This window comes from Stappia sp. ES.058 (assembly GCF_900105595.1).
Lineage (GTDB): Bacteria > Pseudomonadota > Alphaproteobacteria > Rhizobiales > Stappiaceae > Stappia.
In genome coordinates, this window is the sequence record NZ_LT629784.1 from 3,446,101 (window position 1) to 3,469,591 (window position 23,491).

22 protein-coding genes are annotated in these 23,491 nt (G+C 64.6%); 11 read left to right on the top strand and 11 right to left on the bottom strand.

What is annotated here, in order from left to right:
* Positions 1–28: 28 nt before the first annotated feature.
* Positions 29–964: a DMT family transporter gene (locus tag BLU32_RS15975; RefSeq protein WP_093808569.1), complete on the bottom strand. Its 936-nt coding sequence runs from the start codon at positions 962–964 to the stop codon at positions 29–31.
* 160 nt (positions 965–1,124) lie between these two features.
* Between BLU32_RS15975 and chrA the strand changes: the two genes are divergently transcribed.
* A complete protein-coding gene (gene chrA / locus BLU32_RS15980; RefSeq protein WP_093808571.1) occupies positions 1,125–2,477 on the top strand; it encodes a chromate efflux transporter in 1,353 nt (450 codons plus the stop codon).
* Positions 2,478–2,488: 11 nt separating this feature from the next.
* On the opposite strand, the gene BLU32_RS15985 is transcribed toward chrA, so the two are convergent.
* From BLU32_RS15985 to BLU32_RS16020, 8 genes are all read right to left on the bottom strand, one after another.
* Positions 2,489–2,962 carry a MarR family winged helix-turn-helix transcriptional regulator gene (locus tag BLU32_RS15985; RefSeq protein ID WP_093808573.1) on the bottom strand — a complete coding sequence of 158 codons (474 nt, stop codon included), beginning with the start codon at positions 2,960–2,962 and terminating at the stop codon, positions 2,489–2,491.
* A 166-nt stretch (positions 2,963–3,128) separates the two neighbouring features.
* Entirely contained in the window at positions 3,129–3,716 is a 588-nt protein-coding gene (locus BLU32_RS15990) for an NAD(P)H-dependent oxidoreductase (protein WP_093808575.1), read from the bottom strand.
* A gap of 9 nt (positions 3,717–3,725) precedes the next feature.
* The gene (locus BLU32_RS15995) at positions 3,726–4,307 is read right to left on the bottom strand and encodes an NAD(P)H-dependent oxidoreductase (protein ID WP_093808577.1); all 582 of its coding nucleotides are present in this window, start codon (positions 4,305–4,307) and stop codon (positions 3,726–3,728) included.
* Positions 4,308–4,319: 12 nt separating this feature from the next.
* Positions 4,320–5,717 carry an FAD-binding oxidoreductase gene (locus BLU32_RS16000; RefSeq protein WP_093808579.1) on the bottom strand — a complete coding sequence of 466 codons (1,398 nt, stop codon included), beginning with the start codon at positions 5,715–5,717 and terminating at the stop codon, positions 4,320–4,322.
* Between the two features lie 19 nt (positions 5,718–5,736).
* Positions 5,737–7,065 (bottom strand): cytosine deaminase, encoded by a 1,329-nt coding sequence (locus BLU32_RS16005; protein ID WP_244501721.1) that lies wholly within the window; start codon positions 7,063–7,065, stop codon positions 5,737–5,739.
* Positions 7,058–7,930 (bottom strand): ABC transporter permease, encoded by an 873-nt coding sequence (locus BLU32_RS16010; RefSeq protein WP_093811159.1) that lies wholly within the window; start codon positions 7,928–7,930, stop codon positions 7,058–7,060. The genes BLU32_RS16005 and BLU32_RS16010 overlap by 8 nt, the downstream gene beginning before the upstream one ends.
* Positions 7,931–7,982: 52 nt before the next feature.
* Positions 7,983–8,819 carry an ABC transporter ATP-binding protein gene (locus BLU32_RS16015; RefSeq protein WP_093808581.1) on the bottom strand — a complete coding sequence of 279 codons (837 nt, stop codon included), beginning with the start codon at positions 8,817–8,819 and terminating at the stop codon, positions 7,983–7,985.
* A gap of 34 nt (positions 8,820–8,853) precedes the next feature.
* On the bottom strand, positions 8,854–9,897 hold the full coding sequence (locus tag BLU32_RS16020; protein ID WP_093808583.1) for an ABC transporter substrate-binding protein: 1,044 nt from the start codon (positions 9,895–9,897) through the stop codon (positions 8,854–8,856).
* Positions 9,898–10,309: 412 nt separating this feature from the next.
* On the opposite strand from BLU32_RS16020, the gene BLU32_RS16025 reads away from it, so the two are divergent.
* Together BLU32_RS16025 and BLU32_RS16030 are read left to right on the top strand one after the other, a co-directional pair.
* Complete coding sequence (locus BLU32_RS16025) at positions 10,310–10,693, top strand: RidA family protein (protein ID WP_093808585.1); 384 nt, start codon at positions 10,310–10,312, stop codon at positions 10,691–10,693.
* A 188-nt stretch (positions 10,694–10,881) separates the two neighbouring features.
* The gene (locus BLU32_RS16030) at positions 10,882–12,225 is read left to right on the top strand and encodes an 8-oxoguanine deaminase (RefSeq protein ID WP_093808587.1); all 1,344 of its coding nucleotides are present in this window, start codon (positions 10,882–10,884) and stop codon (positions 12,223–12,225) included.
* A gap of 8 nt (positions 12,226–12,233) precedes the next feature.
* Here BLU32_RS16030 and BLU32_RS16035 read toward each other — a convergent pair whose 3' ends face one another.
* Positions 12,234–13,103: a putative metalloprotease CJM1_0395 family protein gene (locus BLU32_RS16035; protein WP_093808589.1), complete on the bottom strand. Its 870-nt coding sequence runs from the start codon at positions 13,101–13,103 to the stop codon at positions 12,234–12,236.
* 178 nt (positions 13,104–13,281) lie between these two features.
* Here BLU32_RS16035 and BLU32_RS16040 point away from each other — a divergent pair, with 178 nt between their 5' ends.
* Positions 13,282–14,091 (top strand): creatininase family protein, encoded by an 810-nt coding sequence (locus tag BLU32_RS16040; protein WP_093811161.1) that lies wholly within the window; start codon positions 13,282–13,284, stop codon positions 14,089–14,091.
* A gap of 4 nt (positions 14,092–14,095) precedes the next feature.
* Here BLU32_RS16040 and BLU32_RS16045 read toward each other — a convergent pair whose 3' ends face one another.
* Complete coding sequence (locus BLU32_RS16045; RefSeq protein WP_093808591.1) at positions 14,096–14,443, bottom strand: ArsC family reductase; 348 nt, start codon at positions 14,441–14,443, stop codon at positions 14,096–14,098.
* 115 nt (positions 14,444–14,558) lie between these two features.
* On the opposite strand from BLU32_RS16045, the gene BLU32_RS16050 reads away from it, so the two are divergent.
* From BLU32_RS16050 to BLU32_RS16080, 7 genes are all read left to right on the top strand, one after another.
* A complete protein-coding gene (locus BLU32_RS16050; RefSeq protein ID WP_093808595.1) occupies positions 14,559–16,262 on the top strand; it encodes an adenylate/guanylate cyclase domain-containing protein in 1,704 nt (567 codons plus the stop codon).
* A 14-nt stretch (positions 16,263–16,276) separates the two neighbouring features.
* Positions 16,277–17,440, top strand: coding sequence for an acetylornithine deacetylase (gene argE / locus BLU32_RS16055; RefSeq protein ID WP_093808598.1), 1,164 nt, complete (start codon positions 16,277–16,279; stop codon positions 17,438–17,440).
* Positions 17,441–17,615: 175 nt separating this feature from the next.
* Complete coding sequence (locus BLU32_RS16060; RefSeq protein WP_093808600.1) at positions 17,616–19,199, top strand: ABC transporter substrate-binding protein; 1,584 nt, start codon at positions 17,616–17,618, stop codon at positions 19,197–19,199.
* 79 nt (positions 19,200–19,278) lie between these two features.
* On the top strand, positions 19,279–20,256 hold the full coding sequence (locus BLU32_RS16065) for an ABC transporter permease (protein ID WP_093808602.1): 978 nt from the start codon (positions 19,279–19,281) through the stop codon (positions 20,254–20,256).
* A gap of 7 nt (positions 20,257–20,263) precedes the next feature.
* Entirely contained in the window at positions 20,264–21,262 is a 999-nt protein-coding gene (locus BLU32_RS16070) for an ABC transporter permease (protein ID WP_093808604.1), read from the top strand.
* A gap of 195 nt (positions 21,263–21,457) precedes the next feature.
* Positions 21,458–22,444, top strand: coding sequence for an ABC transporter ATP-binding protein (locus tag BLU32_RS16075; protein WP_093811163.1), 987 nt, complete (start codon positions 21,458–21,460; stop codon positions 22,442–22,444).
* Positions 22,444–23,457, top strand: coding sequence for an ABC transporter ATP-binding protein (locus tag BLU32_RS16080; RefSeq protein ID WP_093811165.1), 1,014 nt, complete (start codon positions 22,444–22,446; stop codon positions 23,455–23,457). Before BLU32_RS16075 ends, BLU32_RS16080 begins: the two co-directional genes overlap by 1 nt.
* Positions 23,458–23,491 lie beyond the last annotated feature (34 nt).

Genomic DNA, 23,491 nt, shown 5'->3' on the forward strand with positions numbered 1-23,491 from the left:
AATGCAGGCCGCGGCAGGCCGGCACGCGCTACATGCCACCGTCCGCGCGCGCTTCGCCGCGCGAGATCTTGCGTTCGCGGTACAGAATATAGAGCCCCGAGCTGACGACAATCGCGGCCCCGAGCACCGTGAACGGTCCCGGCACGTCGTCGAACACCAGATAGCCGAGGCCGCTCATCCACAGGATCTGGATGTACATGAAAGGCGCAAGCACGGGCGCTGGCGCAAGCACATGCGCGCGGATCAGCGCGAAATGACCGATGCAGCCCCAGGCGCCGGTCGACAGAAGCAGCGCCCATGTCCACAGATCGCCCGGAGCGGTCCAGGCGGCGAGACCGAAGGGCGTGATCGCCAGCGTGGCGACGACGGCGGATATGATCAGCATGCCGACGGGCGATTCCGAATGGGCCAGCATCCGCGTCGTCAGCGCGTAAAGCGCATAGCAGGTCATGGAGCAGACCGAGAGAAGTGCCGCCCAGTTCAACCCGCCCAGTCCCGGCCGCGTCACCACCAGCACACCCAGAAAGCCGACGATGATCGCCATCCAGCGGCGAAAGCCCGCCCATTCGTTGAGCAGCGGACCGGCAAGCGCCGTCACCACGAAGGGCGCGGCGAACATGATCGACACGGTTTCGGCGAGCTGCAGGTGGCGGACGGCGAAAAAGTTGAACACCGTGGAGCCGAGCAGGAACATCGAGCGCAGGATCTGCAAAGGCCAGCGCTTGCTGCGAAAGGCGCCGGGAATCCGCCAGACCCGGAAGAGCAGGATGGCGAAGATCACATGCGTCAGGAACCGCATCCACACGATTTGTTCCGCGGGAAGCGTCTGTCCCAGATATTTTGCCGTCGCATCGAGGCCGGAGAAGGAAAAGAAGGCAAAAGAGATCAGGGCAATACCGAGAAACCGTTCCGGCACCGCAATCACCGGTCCGCCCGTGGACCGCAGCAGTCCGCCAAGTCGCATTCTCTATCCTTCGGTTCCCGTCGGCCCCCCGGCATCCAGGAGTCCATTTGTACGATGAATTCAATTCTGTAAGGGTTAAACCACATTGTCATGATACGGAAACGCACATCCGCTATGCGCTCACGGCAACCCGGCTCTTCGATCCGCACAGGCCCTTCGCATGAATAACAAGCAGCAGCAGCCGGACAAGGCCGCCGCGGGCACAAAGGGCGCGACAGATATTGGATGGCTCGCCCGGCGGTCCCTGCACATCGGCCTGCTTTCCTTCGGCGGCCCCGCGGCACAGATCGCCCTGCTGCACAAGGAGTTCGTCGCCGACGGCAAGCGGATTTCGGAAGCCCGTTTCCTCAATGCCCTGAACTATTGCATGCTTCTGCCCGGACCCGAAGCGCAGCAACTGGCGACCTATTGCGGCTGGATCGTCGCCGGAACGCGCGGCGGCATCGTCTCCGGCCTCCTCTTCATCGCCCCCGGCGCGATCGCGATGCTGGCGTTGTCCCTCGTCTATGTGACATTTGGCGCGTCTCCGATTGTCGCAAGCCTCTTCTTCGGCATCAAGGCGGGCGTTCTGGCGATCGTTTTGCAGGCGCTGATCCGGCTCGCCGGTCGGGCAATGACCTCGACAGCCGCCTTTGCCATCGCGGCCGCATCCTTTTGCGCACTGTTCTTTCTCGACCTTCCCTTTCCGCAGGTGATCGTGGCCGCCGGTCTGTGCGGGCTCGGCTTGCCGCGCCGCGCGGGCGAGGCCGGACCCGATCCGGTTGACCCCGCACCGCCGGGCCGACACACCTTGCATGCGCGCGCCCTTCGCATCCTGTGCGCCGGCCTCGTCCTTTGGGGACTGCCCGTGGCCGCCGGTCTCGTCCTGCTGTCGCCCGACCACGTGCTGGCCGATATCGCCGCGTTCTTTTCCACCATGGCTCTGGTCAGCTTCGGCGGCGCCTATGCGCTGCTGAGCTACATGGCCCAGGTCGCGGTGGAGACCAACGGCTGGCTGACAGCCGGCGAAATGCTCGACGGCCTCGGGCTTGCCGAAACGACGCCCGGACCGCTGATCCTCGTCACGCAGTTCGTCGGCTTTCTGGGCGGCCACCGGGCGCCGGCCCCTTTCGATCCGCTGATCGCCGGCATTCTGGCCGCGGGACTGACCACCTGGGTGACCTTCGCGCCGAGCTTCGTCTTCGTGCTGGCCGGCGCGCCCTACGTCGACCGCATTCGCGAGATCACCTGGCTGTCGAATGTCCTGTCGGCGATCACGGCGGCGGTCGTCGGCACGATCTTGAACCTTTCGCTCTGGTTCGCGATCAACGTCGTCTTCGCCGAGGTCGGCGCGTTCGAAGGGGGATGGATTTCCGCGCCCCTGCCCGTCCTCGCCAGCGTGCAGCCCTGGAGCCTGGCGATCGCGGCGGGCGCGGGCGTGATGCTGTTCGCGCTGAAGCGCGGCATTGCCGAGGTGGTGATCGCGGCAAGCCTGGCCGGCCTTGTCGTCAGGATGGGCGGGCTGTCAGGGTGATCCGTGGCCGGCTATTCGCCGGCCTCGCCATCCTCGGCGTCCAGATCGTCGCCCCTGCGCGAACCGAGGTTCTTCTCGACCTGACGCAGCAGCTTGCGAAGCTTCTTGCGGTCCTTTTCATCGAGCCCGACAAGCGCCTCGCGCTCCAGCCGCTTCCAGGACGTGTCGACGGTCTCGACAAGAGCCCGTCCCTCGTCGGTCAGGAAAACGCGCGCGAGCCGCCCGTCGGCCTCCGACGTGGCACGCCTCAAGAAACCCTGGGCGGACAGGCGCGTGACCATCTTGGTGACCGTCGGCGGCTGAACCGCGAGCGTGGTGGCAAGCTGGCTCATCGTCTGTCCGTCGACATCCGCGAGGATCTTCAGGACGGTCTCCTGGCCCGGATGCAGTCCGATCCGGGCGAGGTGGGTGCCGGCGCGCGAGCGATGGGCCTTGGCGGCTTGCGCCAGACGGAACGTCACGCTTTTTTTGAAATTGAACGCCATGACACGACTTCTAACGCCGGCAAATGACCGAAGGATGACACCCGCCCCGGCGGAAAACGCGCGCCGGCTGCGCCGCCGGGCTCAGGTGCATGCCTGCGAGAATGCATGGGCGCGCGGCCGCGATCAAAGCCTTTTCACGCCCCGCGCGCGGAATTCCAGACCCGGCTCACCACCTGGAATAAACGGTCTCGACCCGTCTCATGAAACTCGCGCGACTGTCGGCGGACGAACTGTCCATGTTGTAATGCGCCAGATAGGTCGACTTGCAGCGCGGCGCGCAGAGCGCGCGAATGCCGCGCAGAACCGTCTTGCGTCCGGGCTCGCCCATCAGCTTGGAGACCAGCCACGACGCGCCGCAGGTCGTCACCACGCCGATGCGCTTGATGTGCTGCATGCGCGGACGCATCGGGCTGGTCGCCGTCGGGATCTCGAAAGTGACATGCGGCACCCAGACCCGGTCGAGATAGCCCTTCAGCATCGCCGGCAGGCCGAACCACCAGGTCGGATAGACGAAGACGAGCGCCTCCGCCCACAGGATGTCGTCGACGTGGGATTCGACCGGAGCACGGTTCAGTTTCGCGTCCGAATAGCGGACCCATTCCGGCTCCAGCATCACGGGATCGAAGCCATCCGCGTAAAGATCCGTCACGCGCAGCTCATGCCCGCCCTTTTCCAGGGAGGCCCGGACGGTCCCGGCCAAAGCCGTCCCGAAACTGTTCGCGCTTGGATGACACTGAATGAGCAGGATGCGCATGAAAAGGTCCTAGAGCCGCGCCATCTCGGCGTCGACGCGCGACAGGAAGGCCGTTCGGGCATCCGCGTCGGCGCGGTTGAGGTCGTATTTGGCGAGATAGGCGAGACGCGCGGTCGGCGCGACCAGCGAGCGCAGCACCCGGCGCACGATCCGGCGCGGCGGATCGCCGAGAAAGAAGGCGCGCCAGCGCGCCCCGCCATAGGTTGTGATGGCGACAAGGCGGCGGATGTGCTGCAGGTTCGGCTTCACCCGTCCGTTCTCCATCCGGAAGGAAACGCCCGGCAGCAACACCCGGTCGAAATAGCCTTTCAGGATCGCCGGGAAACCGAAATTCCAGACCGGATAGACCAGAACCAGCGCCTCCGCCCGCTGCAATTGCTCGACCTGCGAGGCCACCCTGGCCCGGTTTTCCGGAACATCGTGATAGGCAAGCCGCTCCGCCCGGCTCAGGACCGGATCGAAGCCCTGATCATAAAGATCGAGCACCTCGACCTCATGTCCCCTGGAAACGAGCGTGTTCAGGGCGCGCTCTTTCAGCGCGGCACAAAAACTCGTTTCCACCGGATGGGCGTAGATCAACAGAACGCGCATCGCGATCGCGCCTCAGGACAGGCCGGGAAAGAGATACGTCTGGTCCGACGTGAAGTCGAAGTCCGGGTTCTCCCACGCGATCATCTTGCCCGGATTGAGCAACCCCTTCGGATCCGCTTCTTTCTTGAAGGCAAGTTGCACCGCGTCCGTCTGCTTCATGCCGCCCTCTTCCAGCGTGTAGCGATGCGGATTGAAAATCGGACAGCCGTGCTCCTCGTGGATCCTGATGATCTCGTCGAGCCGCTCTTCCGTCGTGTAACGCACGATCGGCAGGCCGAAGCAGGTGACCTTGCCGTCGAACCGCACGAACTCCAGGTGACCCAACACCTCGTCGCCGAAGAGATCGGCGAGTTGGACCGCCTTCTTCACGTGATCGGGGAAGGGGTAGAGCACCTGCAGGTAGGTGATCGTCGGATCGACCCTGAGGCCGCGCAACGTCGTGTGGTTCCACGTCAGTTCCGGCACCGGCGGCAGGCTCTTGCGATCGCTGTCGGACGCCTCGTCGGAGCGGTAGACGAGTTCGCCCGCCGCGCGACGCGCCAGGAAGGCGGAGAATGCATCCATCGCGAAGGGCGCAACCATGATCGCGCAGACCGACTGGCTGGACCGCAGGAACTTCTTGTGCCGCAGGAAATACTCATACGGGACCGGCGCCGAGATCGGCGCGATTTCCTTGGTCAGAATGCCGTCCTGATTGGCAAGCGCATCGGCGAAGCCGGCGGCGTCCGCGAAACTGTCGAAGCCGACGAGCACATCGACCCAGTCGTAACTTGCGGTCAGCGGCATGGTCACCTCGGTGATGATGCCGTTGGTGCCATAGGCATGGCTGACCTTGTGCAGATCCGACCCCGACAAGGTGAGGACCTGCGGCTCCTCCTCCATCGTCACGACGCGCAAGGAAAGGATGTTGCCGAAATCCCGCAAGCCGCCCCAGTTGATCGAGCCGATCCCGCCCGAGCCGCCGGCGACGAAGCCGCCGATGGTCGCCGTGCGATGGGTGGAGGGATGCATCCTCAGTTCCTGCCCGCTCTCGCGGGTGGCGTCGTCGATGGTCGCCATGATGGCGCCGGCCTCGGCCCGCACATGTCCGCGCCCGACCTCCAGCACCTTGTTCATCTCGGCGAGATTGAGAACGACCCCGCCCGACAGCGGCATGGCCTGGCCGTAGTTGCCGGTGCCCGCGCCGCGCGTGGTGACCGGAACGTCATGCGCGTAGCAGGCCTTGAGCACGCGAATCACGTCCGCCTCGCTCGTGGCATTGACCACGATGTCCGCCGTCACCTCGTCGAGCTGGCGCTTGAGCACCGGCGAGTACCAGAAGAAGTCGCGGCTTTTCTGCCGCACGATCTGCGGGTTGTCCTCGATGGCCAGACCCTCGAGGTCGGCCTTCAACGCGGCAATGTCGCTCATAATCCTGTTTCCCCAGATCCTAGGTCGCCATGAGATCGTCGAGTTCGCGAAAATCGGGAAGCTTCCGCGATATCGCGCGCCCGGCACGCAAGACCGTACGCGCTCCCGCCGGACGCGCAATCAGTTCGTTCCAGTTTCTGGCCCGGAAGACGACCATGTCGGCCGGCGAGCCGACATCGAGCCGCCCGCGCGTGCTGTCGCCCAGAAGATCAGCGGGCGTCGAGGTCGCGGCGCGGATCCAGTCACCGGACGGATGATCGAGATGCAGGATGCGCACGGCCTGGGCGTAGACCTCGACCATGTCGAGGTCGCCATAGGCATAAAAGGGATCGCGCGTGTTGTCGGAGGCAACGGCGACGGGAATGCCGCGCGCCTTCATCTCGTGCAGCAGCGTCACCCCGCGCCAGCGCGGCGTGCGACCGCCCGCGCGATCCATCAGGTACATGTTGCAAAGCGGCAGGCTGACGACGCCGATCCCGGCGTCTGCGACAAGGTCGAGGGTCCGGTCGACCGCGTCATCGGACTGTCGTGCCAGCGAACAGCAATGGCCGCACACCACCTTGCCGGAGAAGCTGGTCCGGATGGCCGCCTCGGCAATCACCCGCAGGGAGGTCGCATCCGGGTCCGCGGTTTCATCCACATGAAAATCGAGCGACAGGCCTCGGCGTTCGGCAGCATGGAACATCGCCTCGACACGATCTTCCAGACCGTCGATCATATAGGTCACCGCACCAAGGCTGCCGCCAGCCTCCGCCGCCCGGTCCGCAATCGACGGCAGGAACGCCGGATCGTCGAGACTGTCGATCCCGAAGAGTGCGGAGGCCTGAAGATCGATCCGGTCCGCCCACTCCCGACGGATATCCTTGAACACATCCCAGCTGATTCCGTCCTGCGGCGGAATGCTGTCCAGATGGGTGCGCATCAAGACGGTGCCATGCGCATGGGCGCAGGCGAGCGCGAACGACATGCGCCGACGCACGTCGCCGGCAGACCAGCGCGCCTCCCGGTCCGCTTTCACCGCATCAAGCGCGCCCGGAAAAGTGCCGTCGGGATTGGGGCGACGCGACCAGATATGCCCCTTGTCGAGATGGGTGTGCATGTCGACCAGCCCGGGCAGCACCAATCCGCCGTCGAGATCGACCATCGCCGCGCCGTCGGGATCGATCAACTCGCCGCAGGGCGCGATCACCGCGACCTCGCCCTTGTCGATCAGGATGTCCGCGCGCCCCAGCCCGTCGCCGATGTGATTGAGAACCCCGGATGTCACGGCGCTTGGAAGCGTCGCGTTGGCGAGGAGAACCGCGCCGTCGCCCATTGTCAGTTCGCGTGTGTCGATTGCGTCAGCCATCCCGTTTGATCGCGCTTTCGTGCCAGCGCCGCAACATCAAATGCGACAGGATGCTGAGGCTCGCGAAAATCACGATCCCCGTCAGCGAGATCAGAACGATCGCGGCGAACATGCGCGGGATGTTGAGACGGTAGCTGGCTTCCAGGATCTTGAACGCAAGTCCCGACCCCAGCCCGCCCGTTCCCGCGACGAATTCGGCGACGATGGCGCCGATCAGCGACAGGCCGCCGGCGATCTTCAGGCCGCCGAGGAAATAGGGCAGCGCGGACGGAAGCCGCAGATGCCACAGGGTCTGCCAGCGGCTCGCGCCATAGAGCTGGAACAGGTTGCGCAGATTGTGGTCCGCGGAATTCAGCCCGAGCGTCGTGTTCGACAGGATCGGAAAGAAGGCGACGATCCACGCGCAGATCAGGAGGCCGACGATCTTGGAGGGCACATAGATGAAGATCAGCGGGGCGATCACGATCACCGGCGTCACCTGGAGAATGACGGCATAGGGGAAGAAGGACATCTCCACCCATTTCGACTGCGCGAAGAGCACCGCCAGGCCGACACCGCCGATGGTGGCGATGACGAGCGCGCCGAGCGTGATCTGCAGGGTTACGAGCAGGGCCGGCCAAAGCATCGACCAGTCCTTCACCAGCGCACCGGCCACCCGGTCGGGTCCGGGCAGAATGTAATGCGGCACCTGATAGGCATCGACGTACCACTGCCAGCCGGCGATGGTGGCGATCATCACCGCGGCCGGAAGGGCCCAGCGCGCGACGCGATCGATTCGCGCGCGGCGGAGCTTGTCCGCCTCCGCCGCGTCGAGCGGGGGAAGCGCCGCGGTTTCAAGGCGGTCCGGTTCGGTCTCTGGCGTCATTGCACCCTCTCCGTCAGTCTTGCATGCGCGCCGTTCGACGATCGCGCAGCCTTCATGCGCCGCTCGCATCGCCCGCCATTGCCGCCTGAAGCGCCTCGGACGCACGCCGGCAATGATCGGAGTACAGATGCGAGGTGCGAAAATCCTCCCCACGTGGATAGGGCGCGTCGACGGCCAGATCGGCAACCACCCGGCCGGGCCGCGCAGCCATGATCACGATCCGGTTCGACAGGTAGACGCTTTCGAACACGGAATGCGTGACGAAGACCACCGTCCAGCCGAACTCCTCCCACAGCCGCAACAAATCATTGTTGAGCCGGAAGCGCGTGATCTCGTCCAGCGCCGCGAAGGGTTCATCCATCAACAGGAGTTTGGGCTTGGTCACCAGGGCGCGGGCGATCGAGACGCGCATTTTCATGCCGCCGGACAATTCGCGCGGATAGCTTTCGGCAAAGCCCTCCAGACCCACCATTTCGAGCGCTTCCATCACCCGGTCCCGGGCGGCGCGGGCGCTCTCGCCCTTCAGCCTGAGCGGCAGATGCACATTGGCGAAGACCGTCGCCCAGGGCATCAGCGTCGGCTCCTGGAAGACGAAGCTGATGTCGTGATCCTTCTGCCCGGGACGCTCGCCCGGCCAGACCAGACGTCCGGCACTCGGGCTGGACAGGCCGGCAACGATCCTGAGCGCCGTCGACTTGCCGCAGCCAGACGGGCCCAGCAGGCTGACGAACTCGCCCTCCCGGATGCTCAAGGACATGTCCTTGAGGGCAACGGTCGCGTTGGAAAAGGTCTTGGTGACGCTCTGCAGCGAGACAACCGTTCCGGCCGTCTCGCCGTCGTTCTGCGGGGAAACGGATGTCACGGCGCGATCTCCGTCGCGCCGTGACATCCGGCAGTGGGTCCAGGCTTGATGCGCACGCCGATCAGTTTCCGGTCAGGGTCTTCTTGAGATCCAGCCCAACGCCCTTGTTGATGAAATCGAGCGTGTAGCTTTCCTTGATGTCGATGCCGTCCTCGATGACGCCGGCCTTGACCATCTTGGCATAGAAGTCGGCGTTGCGCGCGTCGGTCATCGCGCCGATGCCCCGGGTTTCGCTGTCTCCGGAATCGACGATGCCGTATTTCTTCATCTGTTCGATGGAAAAGGCGATCTGTTCGGCTGTCATTTCCGGATTGTCCTTCATGATCAGCGCATTGGCGGCACTGTTGTCACCATAAAGGTAGTTGTACCACCCGATCGCCGAGCCATCGACGAAACATTGCACCGCCTCGGGCCGATTGGCGATGGTGTCTTCCATCGTCTCGACCGTCGTCGAATAGCTGTTGAACCCGTAGTCGGCGATCAGGAAGACATCCGGCATGAAGCCGCCTTCGCGCTGGATTGAATAGGGCTCCGCGGTAACATAACCCTGCTGGCCAGCGGTTTCATCCGCAAGAAAGGGTGCCGGGTTGAAGGTATAGGGCCGGCGCTGCTCGACCGTGAAACCGTACTCGGAGATCATCCACTGGTAATAGGATGCAAAGCCGTTGTCGCCGATCAGGAGCGGCGCGGTCCCCGCCAGGCTCTCCCAGCTTTCGTATTTGCCCGGATGGGTAAGGATGACCTGCGGCTCCTTCTGGAACAGCGAGCTGACCACCACCACGGGGATCCCCTCGCGCCGCGCGTAGAACGCCTGCAGCATGTTTCCGCCCATGTGGAAGTCCATCTTGCCGGCAAGCATCAGGGCGCGGTTGTTGACCTGTGGCCCGCCCGGAACGATCGATACGTCGAGACCGCAAGCCTCATAGGTTCCGTCGGCCACGGACTGATAGAACCCGCCGTGCTCCGCCTGGGCCAGCCAGTTGGTGCCGAAGGTGACAGCTTCCTGAGCGGTCGCGCCCGCGGTTCCCGCAAGCATCGCCGCAAGCGCGGACGCCGCAACACCGCACACCGTCCGTGCGCCACCCTTAGTCGTGAATTTCCCCATAGCGCTGTACGCCTCCAATAGATGTTGCAATCGATACGGGCCGCCGTTGACCGGCCGCCGCTTTGTGATTGGCCACCCCCGCAAGGCACGTGGCGGCAACGCACGGGGGCCCCCCGTTCGACCGAACGCGCGCCGTAAACGCCTTTCAAAGCAATCGGCGTGCCATGCATCAGCCCCTGCTTCGCGGAACGGGCCCGGCCGGACCTCCTCTTCCGGTCTCGCCGGATTTCGTGTGGTCGTGGCGGGTCGCGAAACCTGCGACGCTCCACACTAGCGCAGGTTCGCCGCACAAAAAAGCGCCATGCTTGATACAAAAATGCGCCTGAAAACATGCTCTTTTGCGCAAAAAGGAATTCCTTCCAGCCTGCAATTGCCTAGGGTCAGGGATTGACCGGCGAAGGACACAAAACCGATGAAGACCATCACACCACAAGACATCGCCCCGCCATTCGCCCGCTACAGCCATGCCGTGGAAATCCCGCCCGGTGCGCGCACGCTGGTGTGCTCCGGCCAGCTCGGGATCTCGCCGGAAATGGAGGTTCCGGACGGGGCGCAAGCCCAGACGGCGCTGTGTTTCGAAAACATCGGCGCTATCCTGCGCGAGGCCGGGATGGACTACGCCGACATCGTGCGCATCAATGCCTTCGTGACTGATCGCGCGCATCTGGCCGGCTATATGGCCGCCCGCGACCGCTTCACCGGCACACCGCCGCCGGCCTCCACCTTGATGATCGTCTCGGGTTTCGCCCGGCCCGAATTCGTCGTCGAGATCGAGGTGATCGCGGCCCGCGTCTGACTGGGGTTGCGGACCACCCGGCGATGCGCTCCCTCGCGAAGCCGTTGCCGGGGTCCGTTAGGCGATGCTAATTTGACGGTGGCGGCATGGCGACGTGCCGCAAGGCTCCACTCCCTGTCTGGAACTCGGGCGGTCACCGGGATCGCTAGCCAAGCCTGCAGGTCGACAAGACGACAGGACGAACCGGCATGCGCAAATGGATCAAGACACCGCTCGCAATCCTCGCGGACAACGCGGACGGCGGCGTCGTCGTCGACGGCGGAAAAATCGTGGAATGCGTGGCCGCGGGCGCGGAACCGGACGCCCCCGTCGACGCCACCTTCGACGCGTCCTCTCACGTGGTGATCCCGGGTCTGATCAACACGCATCACCATTTCTTCCAGACGCTGACGCGCGCGCATCCAAGCGCGATCAACAAGGAGCTGTTTCCCTGGCTCCAGTCGCTCTACCCGATCTGGGCGAAGAACGTGACGCCGGAGACCTTCCGGATGGGAACGCGACTTGCGCTTACCGAACTGATGATGTCGGGCTGCACCGCCGCCTCCGATCACCACTATCTCTTCCCCGACGGGCTGGAGAACGCCATCGACATCCAGGTCGAAGAGGCAACCCGGCTCGGCATCCGCATGACGGTGACGCGCGGCTCGATGAACCTCAGCCAGAAGGACGGCGGCCTGCCGCCCGACAGCGTCGTGCAGGACGAGGACACCATCCTCGCCGACTGCGAGCGCGTGCTGTCGCGCTATCACGACACCCGCGAGGGCGCGCGCATCCAGGTGGCGCTTGCGCCCTGCGCGCCCTTCACCGTGACCAAGCGGCTGATGCGCGAGAGCGTGGCGCTCGCCGAACGGTTCGACTGCCGGCTGCACACCCATCTCGGCGAGACCATCGACGAGGACGACTATTGCCTGCACCACTTCCAGTGCCGGCCGGTCGACTATCTGGAGGACTGCGGCTGGCTCAACGACCGCGTCTGGCTCGCCCACGGCATCCACTTCAACGACGACGAGATCAGGCGGCTGGGCCATGCCTGCGTCGGCGTGTGCCACTGCCCGACCTCCAACATGGTGCTCGCCTCCGGTCAATGCCGCACCAGGGAGCTGGAGGCCGCCGGCTGCCCGGTCGGGCTCGGCGTCGACGGATCGGCTTCCAACGACAATTCCAACCTGATGGAAGGCCTGCGCCACGCGCTGATGATCAACCGGCTGACCTATGATGCGGCGAGCGTGACCCACCACGACACCTACCGCTGGGCGACCGAAGGTTCCGCCCGCTGCCTCGGACGCGACGATCTCGGCTCCCTCACGGTTGGAAAGCAGGCGGATCTTGCAATGTATACGCTGGACGAACTGCGCTTTTCCGGCTCCGGCGACCCGCTGGCCGCCCTCATCCTGTGCGGCGCCCACAGCGCGGACCGGGTGATGGTCGGCGGCGAATGGACGGTCGTCGACGGCGATCCCGTCAACATCGACGTCGAGAAGCTGCGCGCCGAACATGGCGCCGCCGCGAAGCGTTTTCTGGAAGCGCTTTAAGGCGCGGCCTAAGCGATCCGCCCGCTGTCGGATGAAGTGCCGAAGACAGCAGATGCAACGACAGCTGCCGCACCGCGATAGGCCGTTGTAGCGGCTGCGGCGCGCGGGTCTGTTTTCTCGCCGGAAGCGCTCGACGGATCGACGGCGCCGATTGGCGCATTGTCTGCGCCGGCCGGGTCATCGGCATCGCCGGCCTGTTCTTCCGCGCGCTTCTTTTGCAGTTCCGCCTGGGCCTCGCTGCGCTGCTGGCTTGCCTGCGCCGCCACCTGGCGGTCCTGCGGCGAGGGCTCCGCCGGCGCAAGGGCTGCACGAATGACGATCTCCATCTTTCGGATCGTCTGCTCCGGCTCGCGCTCCGCCGAGGCGTCGATCGGCACTTCGCCCGAAACCGCGTAGCGCTTGCCGTCGGGCCCGCGGGCATATTCGTAGCTTGGCGAGCCGGCATAGGGCCCGCCGACGCTGGCATGCGCCTGCTCGTGCTGCTTGACCTCGGCGTCGCGCTTCTTGAGATCGCGGACCTGGCCTTCCTCTTCCTGAGAAAGCTCATCGCCCTCGGCAGCGCCAGGCCCCTTGGTCTCTTCGTCTTCAAAGGCCGGCTGTGCCGCAAGCGCGGACGTCTGCGGCGCCGCCGGATCGCGTTCGTCCCTTCGGGCCCGGGCGCTGGCGTCGCCGGCCTGCAAGGCGGCGACCGCGTCGGCGCGCAAGGTCGTGACCGCCGTGACGTCCGCGCCCCCTTCGCCACCAACCGCCGAAGACGGCGCGCGCGGTTTTACCGCCGCCTCCGCGCCGGAAGCCGCGCCAGATGACGGCTCGACACGCGCGGCGCGGGTCGCGGCGAGCGCGACCGTGGAGCCTTGGGAATGCAGACCTGCGAACATGCTTCAATCTTCCGCAGCGGCAGGTAAACGAGCGGTTAAATCGTGCCGCGCACGCCTTTCAGTTTTTTGTGAAGGCGCTCCACGGCCGGCGATGACGCTGCCGCCCCCGCGCGTTATGGTTGGCACACATCACGCGGACCATTCGCATCCGCACCGCGTCCAATCGCACGAGGCACATATGTCCGACCTTCCCCGCCGCTTCTGGCATGAGATGACCGCATCTGATTTCGCGGAAAACGACACCGCATCGTGGATCGCGGTCCTGCCGGTCGCCGCCATAGAACAGCACGGCCCGCATTTGCCGGTCTTCACCGACACCTGCATCGCGGAAGGCCAGATCTCGCGCGTTCTGGAACTGCTTCCCTCCGATGTGCCGGCAACCTTCCTGCCCGTGCAAGCGGTCGGCAAGTCGAACGAACACATCTCCTCGCCGGGCACGCTGACCCAGTCCTGGGAGACCGTGACGAGGGCGTGGGAGGAGATCGGCGAAAGCGTGCACCGCGCCGGCATCAAAAAGCTCGTGCTCGTCACCTCGCACGGCGGCAACGTGCCGATCATCGACATCGTCGCCCGCGAATTGCGGGTGAAATACGACATGCTGGTCACAGCGACCGGCTGGGCGCGTTTCGGCCAGCCGCATGGCCTCTTTCCGCAAGAGGAATTCGCCTATGGCATCCACGGCGGCGATATCGAAACCTCGATCATGCTCCATCTGCGCCCCGACCTCGTGAAGATGGACAAGACCGCGGACTTCCGCTCCACCCAGCTCGAATTCATCGAGGAATTCAAGCACCTGCGTGGCCACGGCCCGGCACAATTCGGCTGGAAGGCGCAGGATCTCAACCCGGCCGGCGCAGTCGGAAATGCGGCAGCCGCCACCAGAGCCAAGGGCGAGGCCTCGCTCGACCATGCCGCGCGCGGCTTCGTCGATCTCCTGAAGGACATCCACGCCTTCGACATGACCCGGCTGTGGACGCCGAAGGCGTGAGCGCTCAGCTCAGCATGCGCCAGTCGGCGGGATCGAAACCGATCAGCCACTGACGATCCGCCTGCAGGATCGGGCGCTTGATCGCCGCCGGATGCTGTTCAAGCACCGCGATGGCCGACGCCGCATCGGTGACGCGCTCGCGCGTTGCCTCGTCGAGCTTGCGCCAGGTGGTGCCGCGCGTGTTGACCAGCGCCTGCCAGTCGAATGCCTCGACGAAGCGGGTCAGCAACGCGGCATCCACGCCGTTCTTGCGGTAGTCGTGAAAGACATGGGCAATGCCATTTTCGTCGAGAAAGCGACGCGCGCTCTTCACCTTGTCGCAATTCGCTATACCGTAGAGCGTGACAGTCATTGCAGGGTCCCGGGATCTTGACGTCGACATCAGGCGTGGCCGCGACGCCCGGCAAGAGGGGCGGAGGGGAACGGCGAACGCCGTGCGATGGGACACCAGACGAGGGCAATTGGCAATGGCAGCAAGAAATATCCGCAAGGCCGACAGCGGCGCCGGACTGCGCCAGAACCTCAGGCTGGCGAGCGGGCTGGTGCTGCTCACCTTCGCCTTCACCCATTTCCTCAATCACATGCTGGGCATCTGGTCGCTCGAAGCGATGGAGGCCGGACGCCTTGTCTTTCTCGCCGTATGGCGCAGTGCGCCGGGCGAAGCGGTGTTGCTGGCGAGCCTTCTCACCCATGTCTCGCTGACGCTCTGGAAGACCGGGCGGCGGCGGACGCTGCGCCTGTCCGTCTGGCAATGGGCGCAGCTCCTGCTCGGCCTCGGCATTCCCTTCCTCTTGATCCCCCATGCCATTGGCACGGGCGGGCTCGCCGAGCGCTTCGGCTATGAAGATACCTACAAGAACGTTCTCAGCATCCTGTGGCCCGGCCTGGTGCTGAACCAGACCGTCCTGATGCTGCTGGTGTGGACGCACGGCATGATCGGCCTGCACTTCTGGCTCAGGGTGAAGCCGGGCTACAAGCGCTGGTTCCCGATGCTGCTGTCGGTCGCCCTTGTGGTGCCGGTGCTTGCCTCCTGGGGCTGGATCGCTACGGCGCGTCGTTTGAAGCTGACGGAAAACGTCCCGTTTCCCCTGACCGGTGAGATGATCGCCTGGTCCGACCCGCTGATCATGTGGCTGAAATGGGGGTTCTACGGCCTCGTCGGCCTCGCGTTGGCCATCGTAGCGTTGCGGATGATGCGTCGGCGGTTCGTTCAGACCATCGAGATCACCTATCCCGGCGACCGCAAGGTCCGCTCCCCCGCCGGACCGACGCTTCTGGAGATCAGCCGGATGAACGGCATTCCCCATGCCGACGTCTGCGGCGGCCGCGCCCGCTGCTCGACATGCCGCACGCGCATTCTCGACGGCGCCGACACTCTGCCGCCACCCGCCGCAAACGAGCAGAAGGTGCTCGCGCGCATCGGCGCGCAGGATGACATCCGCCTGGCCTGCCAGATCCGGCCGCAATCAGCCCTGAAGGTCCAGCCGCTCGTGCCGGCGCGCGGCGCGACAAAGGCGTCCGGGCTTGCCGGCGACGCCTATCAGTGGGGGGTGGAACAGCCGGCCGCGATCCTCTTCGTCGACTTGCGCAATTTCACCGGCCTTTCGGAACATCGCCTGTCCTATGATGTCGTATTCCTGCTCAACCGCTACCTCGGCGAAACGGCCCATGCGATCGAGGCCTGTGGAGGATATGTGGACAAGTTCATCGGCGACGGTGTGATGGCGATCTTCGGCATGACCGACGGTCTCCAGGCAGGGTGCCGCAACGCGCTTGCCGCCACCAATGCGATCGCCGAACGCATGGAACACCTCAACGCCGAACTCGCCGGCCAGCTCGACGCGCCCTTGCGGGTGGGCATGGGACTGCACGCCGGGCCGGTGATTCTCGGACGGATCGGTGCGCTGGACACCAATGGCGCGAATGCGCGCATCACCGCGCTTGGCGATGTCGTGAACACCGCGAGCCGGCTTGAATCGAGTTCCAAGGAACTCGGCCATGCGCTTGTCGTCTCCACCACGGTTCTCACATCCGCCGGCTACAGCTGCGACGCGACCCGGGAGCGGGAAATCCCGATTCGCGGTAGAAAGGACCCCTTGCGCGTCTATGCGCTCGACCCGCCCTCTCCGCTTGCAGACATGTTTGCACCCGCCGCGAAGCCTTCTTCATGACACGGAACAGACCCATGCCAGAGATCCTTACCGCCCGCGACATGCTGGCCCGCCTCGTAGGCTTTCCCACCGTTTCCAGCGTCAGCAATCTCGATCTCGTCGCCTTCGTCGAGGACTATCTCGCCGGTCACGGTGTGGTGGCGACCCGGGTTTACGACGAAACCGGCACGAAGGCCGCGCTTCACGCCTGCATCGGACCGCAGGTCGACGGCGGCGTGGTCCTGTCCGCCCACACCGACGTGGTGCCGGTCGAGGGACAGGAGTGGACGCGCGATCCCTTCACGCTCCACGAGGAAGCCGGCAGGCTTTACGGGCGCGGCACCTGCGACATGAAAGGCTTCGCGGCCCTCATGCTCGCCGGTGTTCCGGAGATGGTGAAGGCCGACCTGAAACGGCCGATCCACCTGGCGCTCTCCTACGACGAAGAGGTCGGCTGTCTCGGCGCACCGCCGATGATCGAGGACATGTTGTCCGACGGCCCCCGGCCCGACTGTGTAATCGTCGGCGAACCCAGCATGATGAAGGTGATCACCGGCCACAAGGGCACGAGCCTCCTCAAGATCACGGTGCGCGGCCATTCGGTGCATTCCAGCCAGTGGGACCGGGGCGTGTCGGCGGTCGCCAATGCGGCGCGGATCGTGACCTGGCTCGACGACCGCACCCGCGAAAACCGCGACACCGCAGATCGCGACCTGCCCTTCGATCCGCCCTTCACCACCTTGCATTGCGGCATCATCGAAGGGGGAACGGCCGCGAACATCGTCTCCAAGCACTGCGAATTCGTGACGGATATCCGCAGCCTGCCCGACGAGACCATAGACATGTGGCAGGACCGGCTGGAAAGTTTCGTCGCGCGGCAGATCCTGCCGGAGATGAAACGGGTGACCCCCGAGGCCGGCGTCACCATCGAGCGCCTGGCACACGTTCCGGCCCTGCGCCCGGAGGAAAATGGCGCGGCGGAAACGCTGGCGCGGCGCCTGACCGGCGACAACGGCGAGCACATGGTCGTCTATGGAACCGAGGCCGGACAGTTTCAGGCACGCGGGCTTTCCGCGATTGTTTGCGGTCCGGGTTCCATCGACCAAGCACACCAGCCGGATGAATTCATCGACCTCACCCAGTTGCAGGCCGGCAATGCTTTCATGTCGCGGCTGGTCGACACATTGAGCGATGGATAATCCAGAGGGTGCTGGACGGACACCCGTCAGCTTGCTTAGATGCAGCTTCCAGAGACAGCGATTGCTGGCTTGAATTGTATCCTGCCCGGATCCACGCATCGGTAAAAGCACCTATAAGCGGAACCGGATGCGACGGTCGGGATTGCCGAAACGCAAAAGACGCCAAGAGGGGACTATGCGATATTTCAAACCACTGGCCACGGCCGCGCTTGTCGCGTCGCTGATGGGAACCGCCGCTTCGGCGGAAACCCTTCGCTACGCATTTCAGGGAACGCTGAACCAGCTCGATCCCTACACGCTGAACGAGACCTTCACGCTCGGCTCGCACGGCAATGTCTATGAGGGTCTGACGCGGCGCGGCCCGGATCTCGCGATCGAGCCGGCTCTTGCCGAACGCTGGGAGGTAGTTGAGCCGACCCGCTGGCGCTTCCACCTGCGTCAGGGCGTGAAATTCCAAAACGGCAACGATTTCACCGCCGACGACGTGGTCTTCTCCGCCGACCGCGTGCGCTCCGAAGGCTCCGACCTGAAGACGCGAATCAATGCCGACGTGAAGGTGGTCAAGGTCGACGACCATACGGTCGACTTCATCCTGCCCGCCCCCAATCCCATCCTGCACTACGAATGGGACACCTGGTACATCATGGACAAGGAGTGGACGGAGGCGAACGAGGCCGTCGCCGTGACCTCCGCCTCCGACACCACGCCGAACCACGCGGCTCTCAACGCCAATGGCACCGGACCCTACAAGGTCGCGAGCCACGAACCGGGCGTGAAGACGATCTACGAGCGCAACGAAAACTGGTGGGACACGCCGGACGGCAACATCGATACGGTCGAGTTTACCCCGATCGGCTCGGATGCAACGCGGATCGCGGCCCTGCTCAGCGGCGAGCTGGACATGGTCTATCCGGTGCCCGTGCAAGACATCAAGCGCGTCAACGACAACGAGGGAACGCGCGCGCTGACCGGTCCGGAACTGCGCACCATCTTCCTCGGCATGGACCAGAAGCGTGACGAACTGCTCTATTCCAACGTCAAGGGCAAGAACCCGTTCAAGGACGTGCGCGTGCGCAAGGCTTTCTACCAGGCCATCAACATGGACGCGATCCGCGACAAGGTGATGCGCGGTCTGTCCACGCCCTCGGCGCTGCTGATCTCGCCGTTCCTCTATTCGCGCTCCGACGAATTCGAGCGCTACCCCTACGATCCGGAGGCCGCCAAGGCGCTGTTGGCGGAAGCGGGCTATCCGGACGGCTTCACGGTCAGCATGGACTGCCCGAACGACCGCTATGTCAACGACGAGGCGATCTGCCAGACGATTGCCGCCTTCATGGCGCGCATCGGGGTCACGATCGAGCTCAACGCGCAGCCGAAGGCGCAATATTTCGCCAAGGTTCTGGCCTCCAACGGCTATGACACGTCGTTTTACCTGCTCGGCTGGACCCCGGGATCGTTCGACAGCTGGAACGTGCTGCACAACATCACCGGCTGCCGCGACGACAAGGGCGCCGGTGGTCCGTTCAACCTCGGCGGCTACTGCAGCCCCAAGGTCGACGAGATCGCCGCCAAGGTGCTTGAGGAAAACGACCCGGCGAAGCGCGACGAGCTGATCGCGCAGGCCTTCACCATCCTGCACGACGAGGTCTCGCACATCCCGCTCCACCAGCAAGGTCTCGCCTGGGGCGTATCCTCGGACATCGAGCTGAAGCAGCGGGCGGACAACCAGTTCCACTTCCGCTGGGTGACCAAGAAGTAAGCGGACATCCTTCACCGCAATCGGCCCGGCGGGATTTCCGCCGGGCCCTTCGATTTCGCTCTCGCATCATCGAGGCATCATGCTCGCCTTTTCCATACGGCGTTTGCTGCAGGCCATTCTGGTCATGCTGGTCGTTGCGCTGATTTCCTTTACGCTCTTCCGCTTCGTCGGCGACCCCGTCAACCAGATGGTCGGCGTCGAGACCACCCCTGAACAGCGCGAGGCGCTGCGCGACCGGCTCGGACTGAACGACCCGATCATGACCCAGTTCGCCCGCTTCATCGTCAAGGCGGCGCAATTCGATTTCGGCACCTCCTACCAGTTTCGCCAGCCGGTCTCCGACCTCATCGGCAAGCGCCTTCCGGCAACTCTGGAACTGTCGCTGGTATCGGCGATCTTCGCGCTGCTCGTCGGCATTCCAATGGGCGTTTACACCGGGCTGCACCGAGACAGCGTCCTGTCGAAGCTCTTTTTGTCGATCTCGCTGATCGGCATATCGCTGCCGACCTTCTTCATCGGCATCCTGCTGATCTTCCTGTTTTCCGTGACGTTGCAATGGCTGCCGAGTTTCGGGCGCGGCGACACGGTCGCGATCGGCTGGTGGACGACCGGTCTGCTGACGGTCAGCGGGCTGAAGGCGCTCGTGCTGCCCTCCATCACGCTCGGCCTGTTCCAGATGACGCTGATCATGCGCCTGGTGCGGTCCGAAATGCTGGAAGTCATCCGCACCGACTATATCAAGTTCGCCCGCGCACGCGGGCTGCGCCAGCGCAGCATCAACTTCCGCCACGCGCTGAAGAACACGCTGGTGCCGGTGATCACCATCACAGGCCTTCAGGTCGGCTCGATCATCGCCTTCGCGATCATCACCGAGACCGTGTTCCAATGGCCCGGCATGGGGCTCTTGTTCCTTCAGTCTGTGCAGAACGTCGATATCCCGATCATGGCGGCCTATCTGATGCTGATCGCCTTTCTCTTCGTGGTGATCAACCTGATCGTCGACCTGCTCTATTTCGTCGTCGACCCGCGTCTGCGGGCCGACCGAGCAGCGCTGTGAGGCCGACATGACCGCAAACACCGCAAAAGACGCTGCGAAAGACGCAACAGATGCCACTGCTGATGCGGCGGCCGGCGTGCCGCCCGCTGCCCCGCGCGGACGCTTCACCCGCGCCCTCGACAGCGACATCATGTATTCCTTCCTGCGTTCCAAGGTGACGATCGTGTCGGCGATCGTGACCCTGCTGTACTTCGCCGGCGCCGCCTTCGCGCCCTGGGTCGCGCCGCACAACCCCTTCGACCTGGCGACGATCTCCATTCTCGACGCCCGCCTGCCCCCGCTTGGCATGGAATACTCCGATCCGCGCTTCCTCCTGGGCACCGACGATCAGGGCCGCGATGTCTTCTCCGGCATTCTCTACGGCGCGCGCATCTCGCTCGCCGTCGGCTTTTTGTCGGTCTTCTTCGCGGCCATCGTCGGGGTGATGCTCGGCCTGATCGCCGGCTATGTCGGCGGCAAGGTCGATGCCGTCATCATGCGCATCGCCGAGGTGCAGCTCACCTTCCCGGCGATCCTGATCGCGCTTCTGGTCGACGGCGTCGCGCGTGCCCTTTTCGGCAATCTCGACCGAGAACGCTTCGCCTTCTGGATCCTCGTGTTCTCGATCGCGCTGTCGTTCTGGGTGCAGTTCGCCCGCACGGTGCGCGGCTCGACGCTGGTGGAGCGCAACAAGGAATACGTCCAGGCGGCGAGACTGATCGGCATTCCCCGCTTCCTCATCATGATCCGCCATGTGCTGCCCAACGTGATCGGCCCGGTGCTCGTCATCGCGACGATCAACCTGGGGCTTGCGATCATCACCGAGGCGACGCTGTCGTTCCTCGGGGTCGGCATACCCCCGACACAGCCCTCGCTCGGCACATTGGTGCGGATCGGCAACGACTTCCTGTTCTCCGGCGAATGGTGGATCGCGATGTTCCCCGGGTTCGCGCTGGCCGTGCTCGTACTCGCCGTCAACCTGCTTGGCGACTGGCTGCGCGACGCGCTGAACCCGAAACTGCGCTAGTGGTTCGCTTCCGACATTTGCCTCCCCGTGCAGCACCGCCGCCGCAAATGCCGGAATCAAGAGAACCACTAGATATGTATATGATTTTAGTGGAGCTTTTGAATTTGACATTTGATCAGGAGCCTCGCCGCAAACGGGACTCAAATGTCAAATTCGCTCCACTTTGAGGACACACGTGACGGGATCGCAAACAAGATGACCCAAACCCCGCTTCTTTCCGTTCAAGACCTTCGGGTCGAGTTTCCGACCCGGCGCGGCATTCTCAAGGCGATCGACGGCATTTCCTTCGACATCAAGGAGGGCGAGGTGCTCGGCGTCGTCGGGGAATCGGGCGCCGGCAAGTCGATCACCGGAACGGCCGTGATCGGCCTGCTCGAACCGCCCGGGCGCATCGCCGGCGGCGAGGTCCGGCTCAAGGGCGAGCGCATCGACAACCTGCCGCAGCAGGCCATGCGCAAGATCCGGGGCAAGCGGATCGGCATGATCTTCCAGGATCCGCTGACGAGCCTCAATCCGCTCTTCACCATCGGCGAGCAGATCATCGAGACGATCCTGACCCATATGCCGGTGTCGGAACGCGAGGCGCGCGACCGCGCCGTCGCGCTCCTGGAGGAGGTCGGCATCCCGGCCGCCGCCGACCGGCTCAACGCCTATCCGCACCAGTTTTCCGGCGGCATGCGCCAGCGCGTCGTCATCGCGCTGGCACTTTGCGCGGAGCCGGAACTGGTCATCGCCGACGAGCCGACCACCGCGCTCGACGTGTCGGTGCAGGCCCAGATCATCCGCCTCATCCAGCGCGTGTGCCGCGACCATGGCACGGCGGTCATGCTGATCACCCACGACATGGGCGTGATCGCGGAAACCGCCGACCGTGTCGCGGTGATGTATTCCGGACGGATCGCGGAAATCGGCCCGGTGCGCGATGTCATCAAGGCGCCGCGCCACCCCTATACCGTCGGCCTGATGGGTGCGATTCCGTCACTGACCGGCGATCACGACCGGCTGACGCAGATCCCCGGATCGATGCCGCGCCTCGATTCGATTCCCGACGGCTGCGCCTTCAATCCGCGCTGCTCGCTGGTGATGGACAAATGCTACCGGGAACGCCCCGATCTGGTTGCGGCGGGCGAAAGCCGGGCCGCCTGCTGGAAAGTGTCCGAGACAGAAGAGGCCGCAGGATGATGACCAACGCCGCTCAACCCGTCGTCGAGGTCACCGGCCTGTCGCGCACCTTCGACGTGTCCAAACCCTGGCTGAACCGTGTGCTGGAGCGCTCGCCCCGCGCACTTCTCCGGGCGGCGAAGGACATTTCCTTCTCGATCTCCAGGGGCGAAACCTTCGCGCTTGTCGGCGAATCCGGGTCGGGCAAGTCCACGGTCGCCAAGATGGTCGTCGGCCTGCTGGAAGCCAGCGCCGGCGAGATCCGCATCGACGGCGTCGACATGCGCTCGCGCCGCCAGGCGGGCGTCGAGATGCGCGAGCTGCGTCGTCGCATCCAGATGATCTTCCAGGATCCCTATGCCAGTCTCAACCCGCGCTGGCGCGTCGACCGGATCATCTCCGAGCCGATCCGCGCCTTCAAGATGGAGCACTCCGAGGAGGCGATCTCCAAACGGGTCGGCGAGCTGCTGGAGCTGGTGCGCCTGCATCCGCGCGACGGTGCGAAATATCCGCACGAGTTTTCCGGCGGCCAGCGCCAGCGCATCTGCATCGCCCGCGCTCTGGCCTCGAAGCCCGAGTTCCTGGTGTGCGACGAGCCGACCTCCGCGCTCGACGTCTCGGTCCAGGCGCAGATCCTCAACCTGATGCGCGACCTGCAGGACGAGTTCGGTCTTACCTATCTGTTCATCAGCCACGATCTGGCGGTCGTACGCCACATGGCCAAACGCATCGGCGTGATGTATCTGGGCCGTCTGGTGGAGGTCGCGGAAAGCCGCACGCTGTTCAAGACACCGAAGCATCCCTATACGCGCATGCTGCTGGAGGCGATCCCGGACCTCGAAATGTCGGGCAAGCCCCGCCGCCCGGTGGAAGGCGAGATCCCCAATCCGATCAATCCTCCGTCGGGATGCGCCTTTCACCCGCGCTGTCCGCTTGCCAACGCCCGCTGTTCGCACGAGTTTCCCGAATTCCGCCAGGTCGGCGAGACCGGGGTTGCCTGCCATGCCGTCGAAGAGGGCCGCACCTCCGTTTAAACCCGGATGATGCGGTCCGTGCTTGACCTTCCCG

Excerpts from the sequence above, each read along its gene's own strand:
- BLU32_RS16050 (WP_093808595.1), top strand. The coding sequence starts at position 14,559 with ATGGCAGCAAGAAATATCCGCAAGGCCGACAGCGGCGCCGGACTGCGC.
- BLU32_RS16065 (WP_093808602.1), top strand. The coding sequence starts at position 19,279 with ATGCTCGCCTTTTCCATACGGCGTTTGCTGCAGGCCATTCTGGTCATG.
- BLU32_RS16060 (WP_093808600.1), top strand. The coding sequence starts at position 17,616 with ATGCGATATTTCAAACCACTGGCCACGGCCGCGCTTGTCGCGTCGCTG.
- BLU32_RS16075 (WP_093811163.1), top strand. The coding sequence starts at position 21,458 with ATGACCCAAACCCCGCTTCTTTCCGTTCAAGACCTTCGGGTCGAGTTT.
- BLU32_RS16045 (WP_093808591.1), bottom strand. The coding sequence starts at position 14,443 with ATGACTGTCACGCTCTACGGTATAGCGAATTGCGACAAGGTGAAGAGC.
- BLU32_RS15995 (WP_093808577.1), bottom strand. The coding sequence starts at position 4,307 with ATGCGCGTTCTGTTGATCTACGCCCATCCGGTGGAAACGAGTTTTTGT.
- BLU32_RS16005 (WP_244501721.1), bottom strand. The coding sequence starts at position 7,065 with ATGGCTGACGCAATCGACACACGCGAACTGACAATGGGCGACGGCGCG.
- BLU32_RS16035 (WP_093808589.1), bottom strand. The coding sequence starts at position 13,103 with ATGTTCGCAGGTCTGCATTCCCAAGGCTCCACGGTCGCGCTCGCCGCG.
- argE (WP_093808598.1), top strand. The coding sequence starts at position 16,277 with ATGCCAGAGATCCTTACCGCCCGCGACATGCTGGCCCGCCTCGTAGGC.
- BLU32_RS16070 (WP_093808604.1), top strand. The coding sequence starts at position 20,264 with ATGACCGCAAACACCGCAAAAGACGCTGCGAAAGACGCAACAGATGCC.
- BLU32_RS16020 (WP_093808583.1), bottom strand. The coding sequence starts at position 9,897 with ATGGGGAAATTCACGACTAAGGGTGGCGCACGGACGGTGTGCGGTGTT.
- BLU32_RS16040 (WP_093811161.1), top strand. The coding sequence starts at position 13,282 with ATGTCCGACCTTCCCCGCCGCTTCTGGCATGAGATGACCGCATCTGAT.
- BLU32_RS16030 (WP_093808587.1), top strand. The coding sequence starts at position 10,882 with ATGCGCAAATGGATCAAGACACCGCTCGCAATCCTCGCGGACAACGCG.
- BLU32_RS16000 (WP_093808579.1), bottom strand. The coding sequence starts at position 5,717 with ATGAGCGACATTGCCGCGTTGAAGGCCGACCTCGAGGGTCTGGCCATC.
- BLU32_RS15975 (WP_093808569.1), bottom strand. The coding sequence starts at position 964 with ATGCGACTTGGCGGACTGCTGCGGTCCACGGGCGGACCGGTGATTGCG.
- BLU32_RS16080 (WP_093811165.1), top strand. The coding sequence starts at position 22,444 with ATGACCAACGCCGCTCAACCCGTCGTCGAGGTCACCGGCCTGTCGCGC.
- BLU32_RS16025 (WP_093808585.1), top strand. The coding sequence starts at position 10,310 with ATGAAGACCATCACACCACAAGACATCGCCCCGCCATTCGCCCGCTAC.
- BLU32_RS15990 (WP_093808575.1), bottom strand. The coding sequence starts at position 3,716 with ATGCGCATCCTGCTCATTCAGTGTCATCCAAGCGCGAACAGTTTCGGG.
- chrA (WP_093808571.1), top strand. The coding sequence starts at position 1,125 with ATGAATAACAAGCAGCAGCAGCCGGACAAGGCCGCCGCGGGCACAAAG.
- BLU32_RS15985 (WP_093808573.1), bottom strand. The coding sequence starts at position 2,962 with ATGGCGTTCAATTTCAAAAAAAGCGTGACGTTCCGTCTGGCGCAAGCC.
- BLU32_RS16015 (WP_093808581.1), bottom strand. The coding sequence starts at position 8,819 with ATGTCACGGCGCGACGGAGATCGCGCCGTGACATCCGTTTCCCCGCAG.
- BLU32_RS16010 (WP_093811159.1), bottom strand. The coding sequence starts at position 7,930 with ATGACGCCAGAGACCGAACCGGACCGCCTTGAAACCGCGGCGCTTCCC.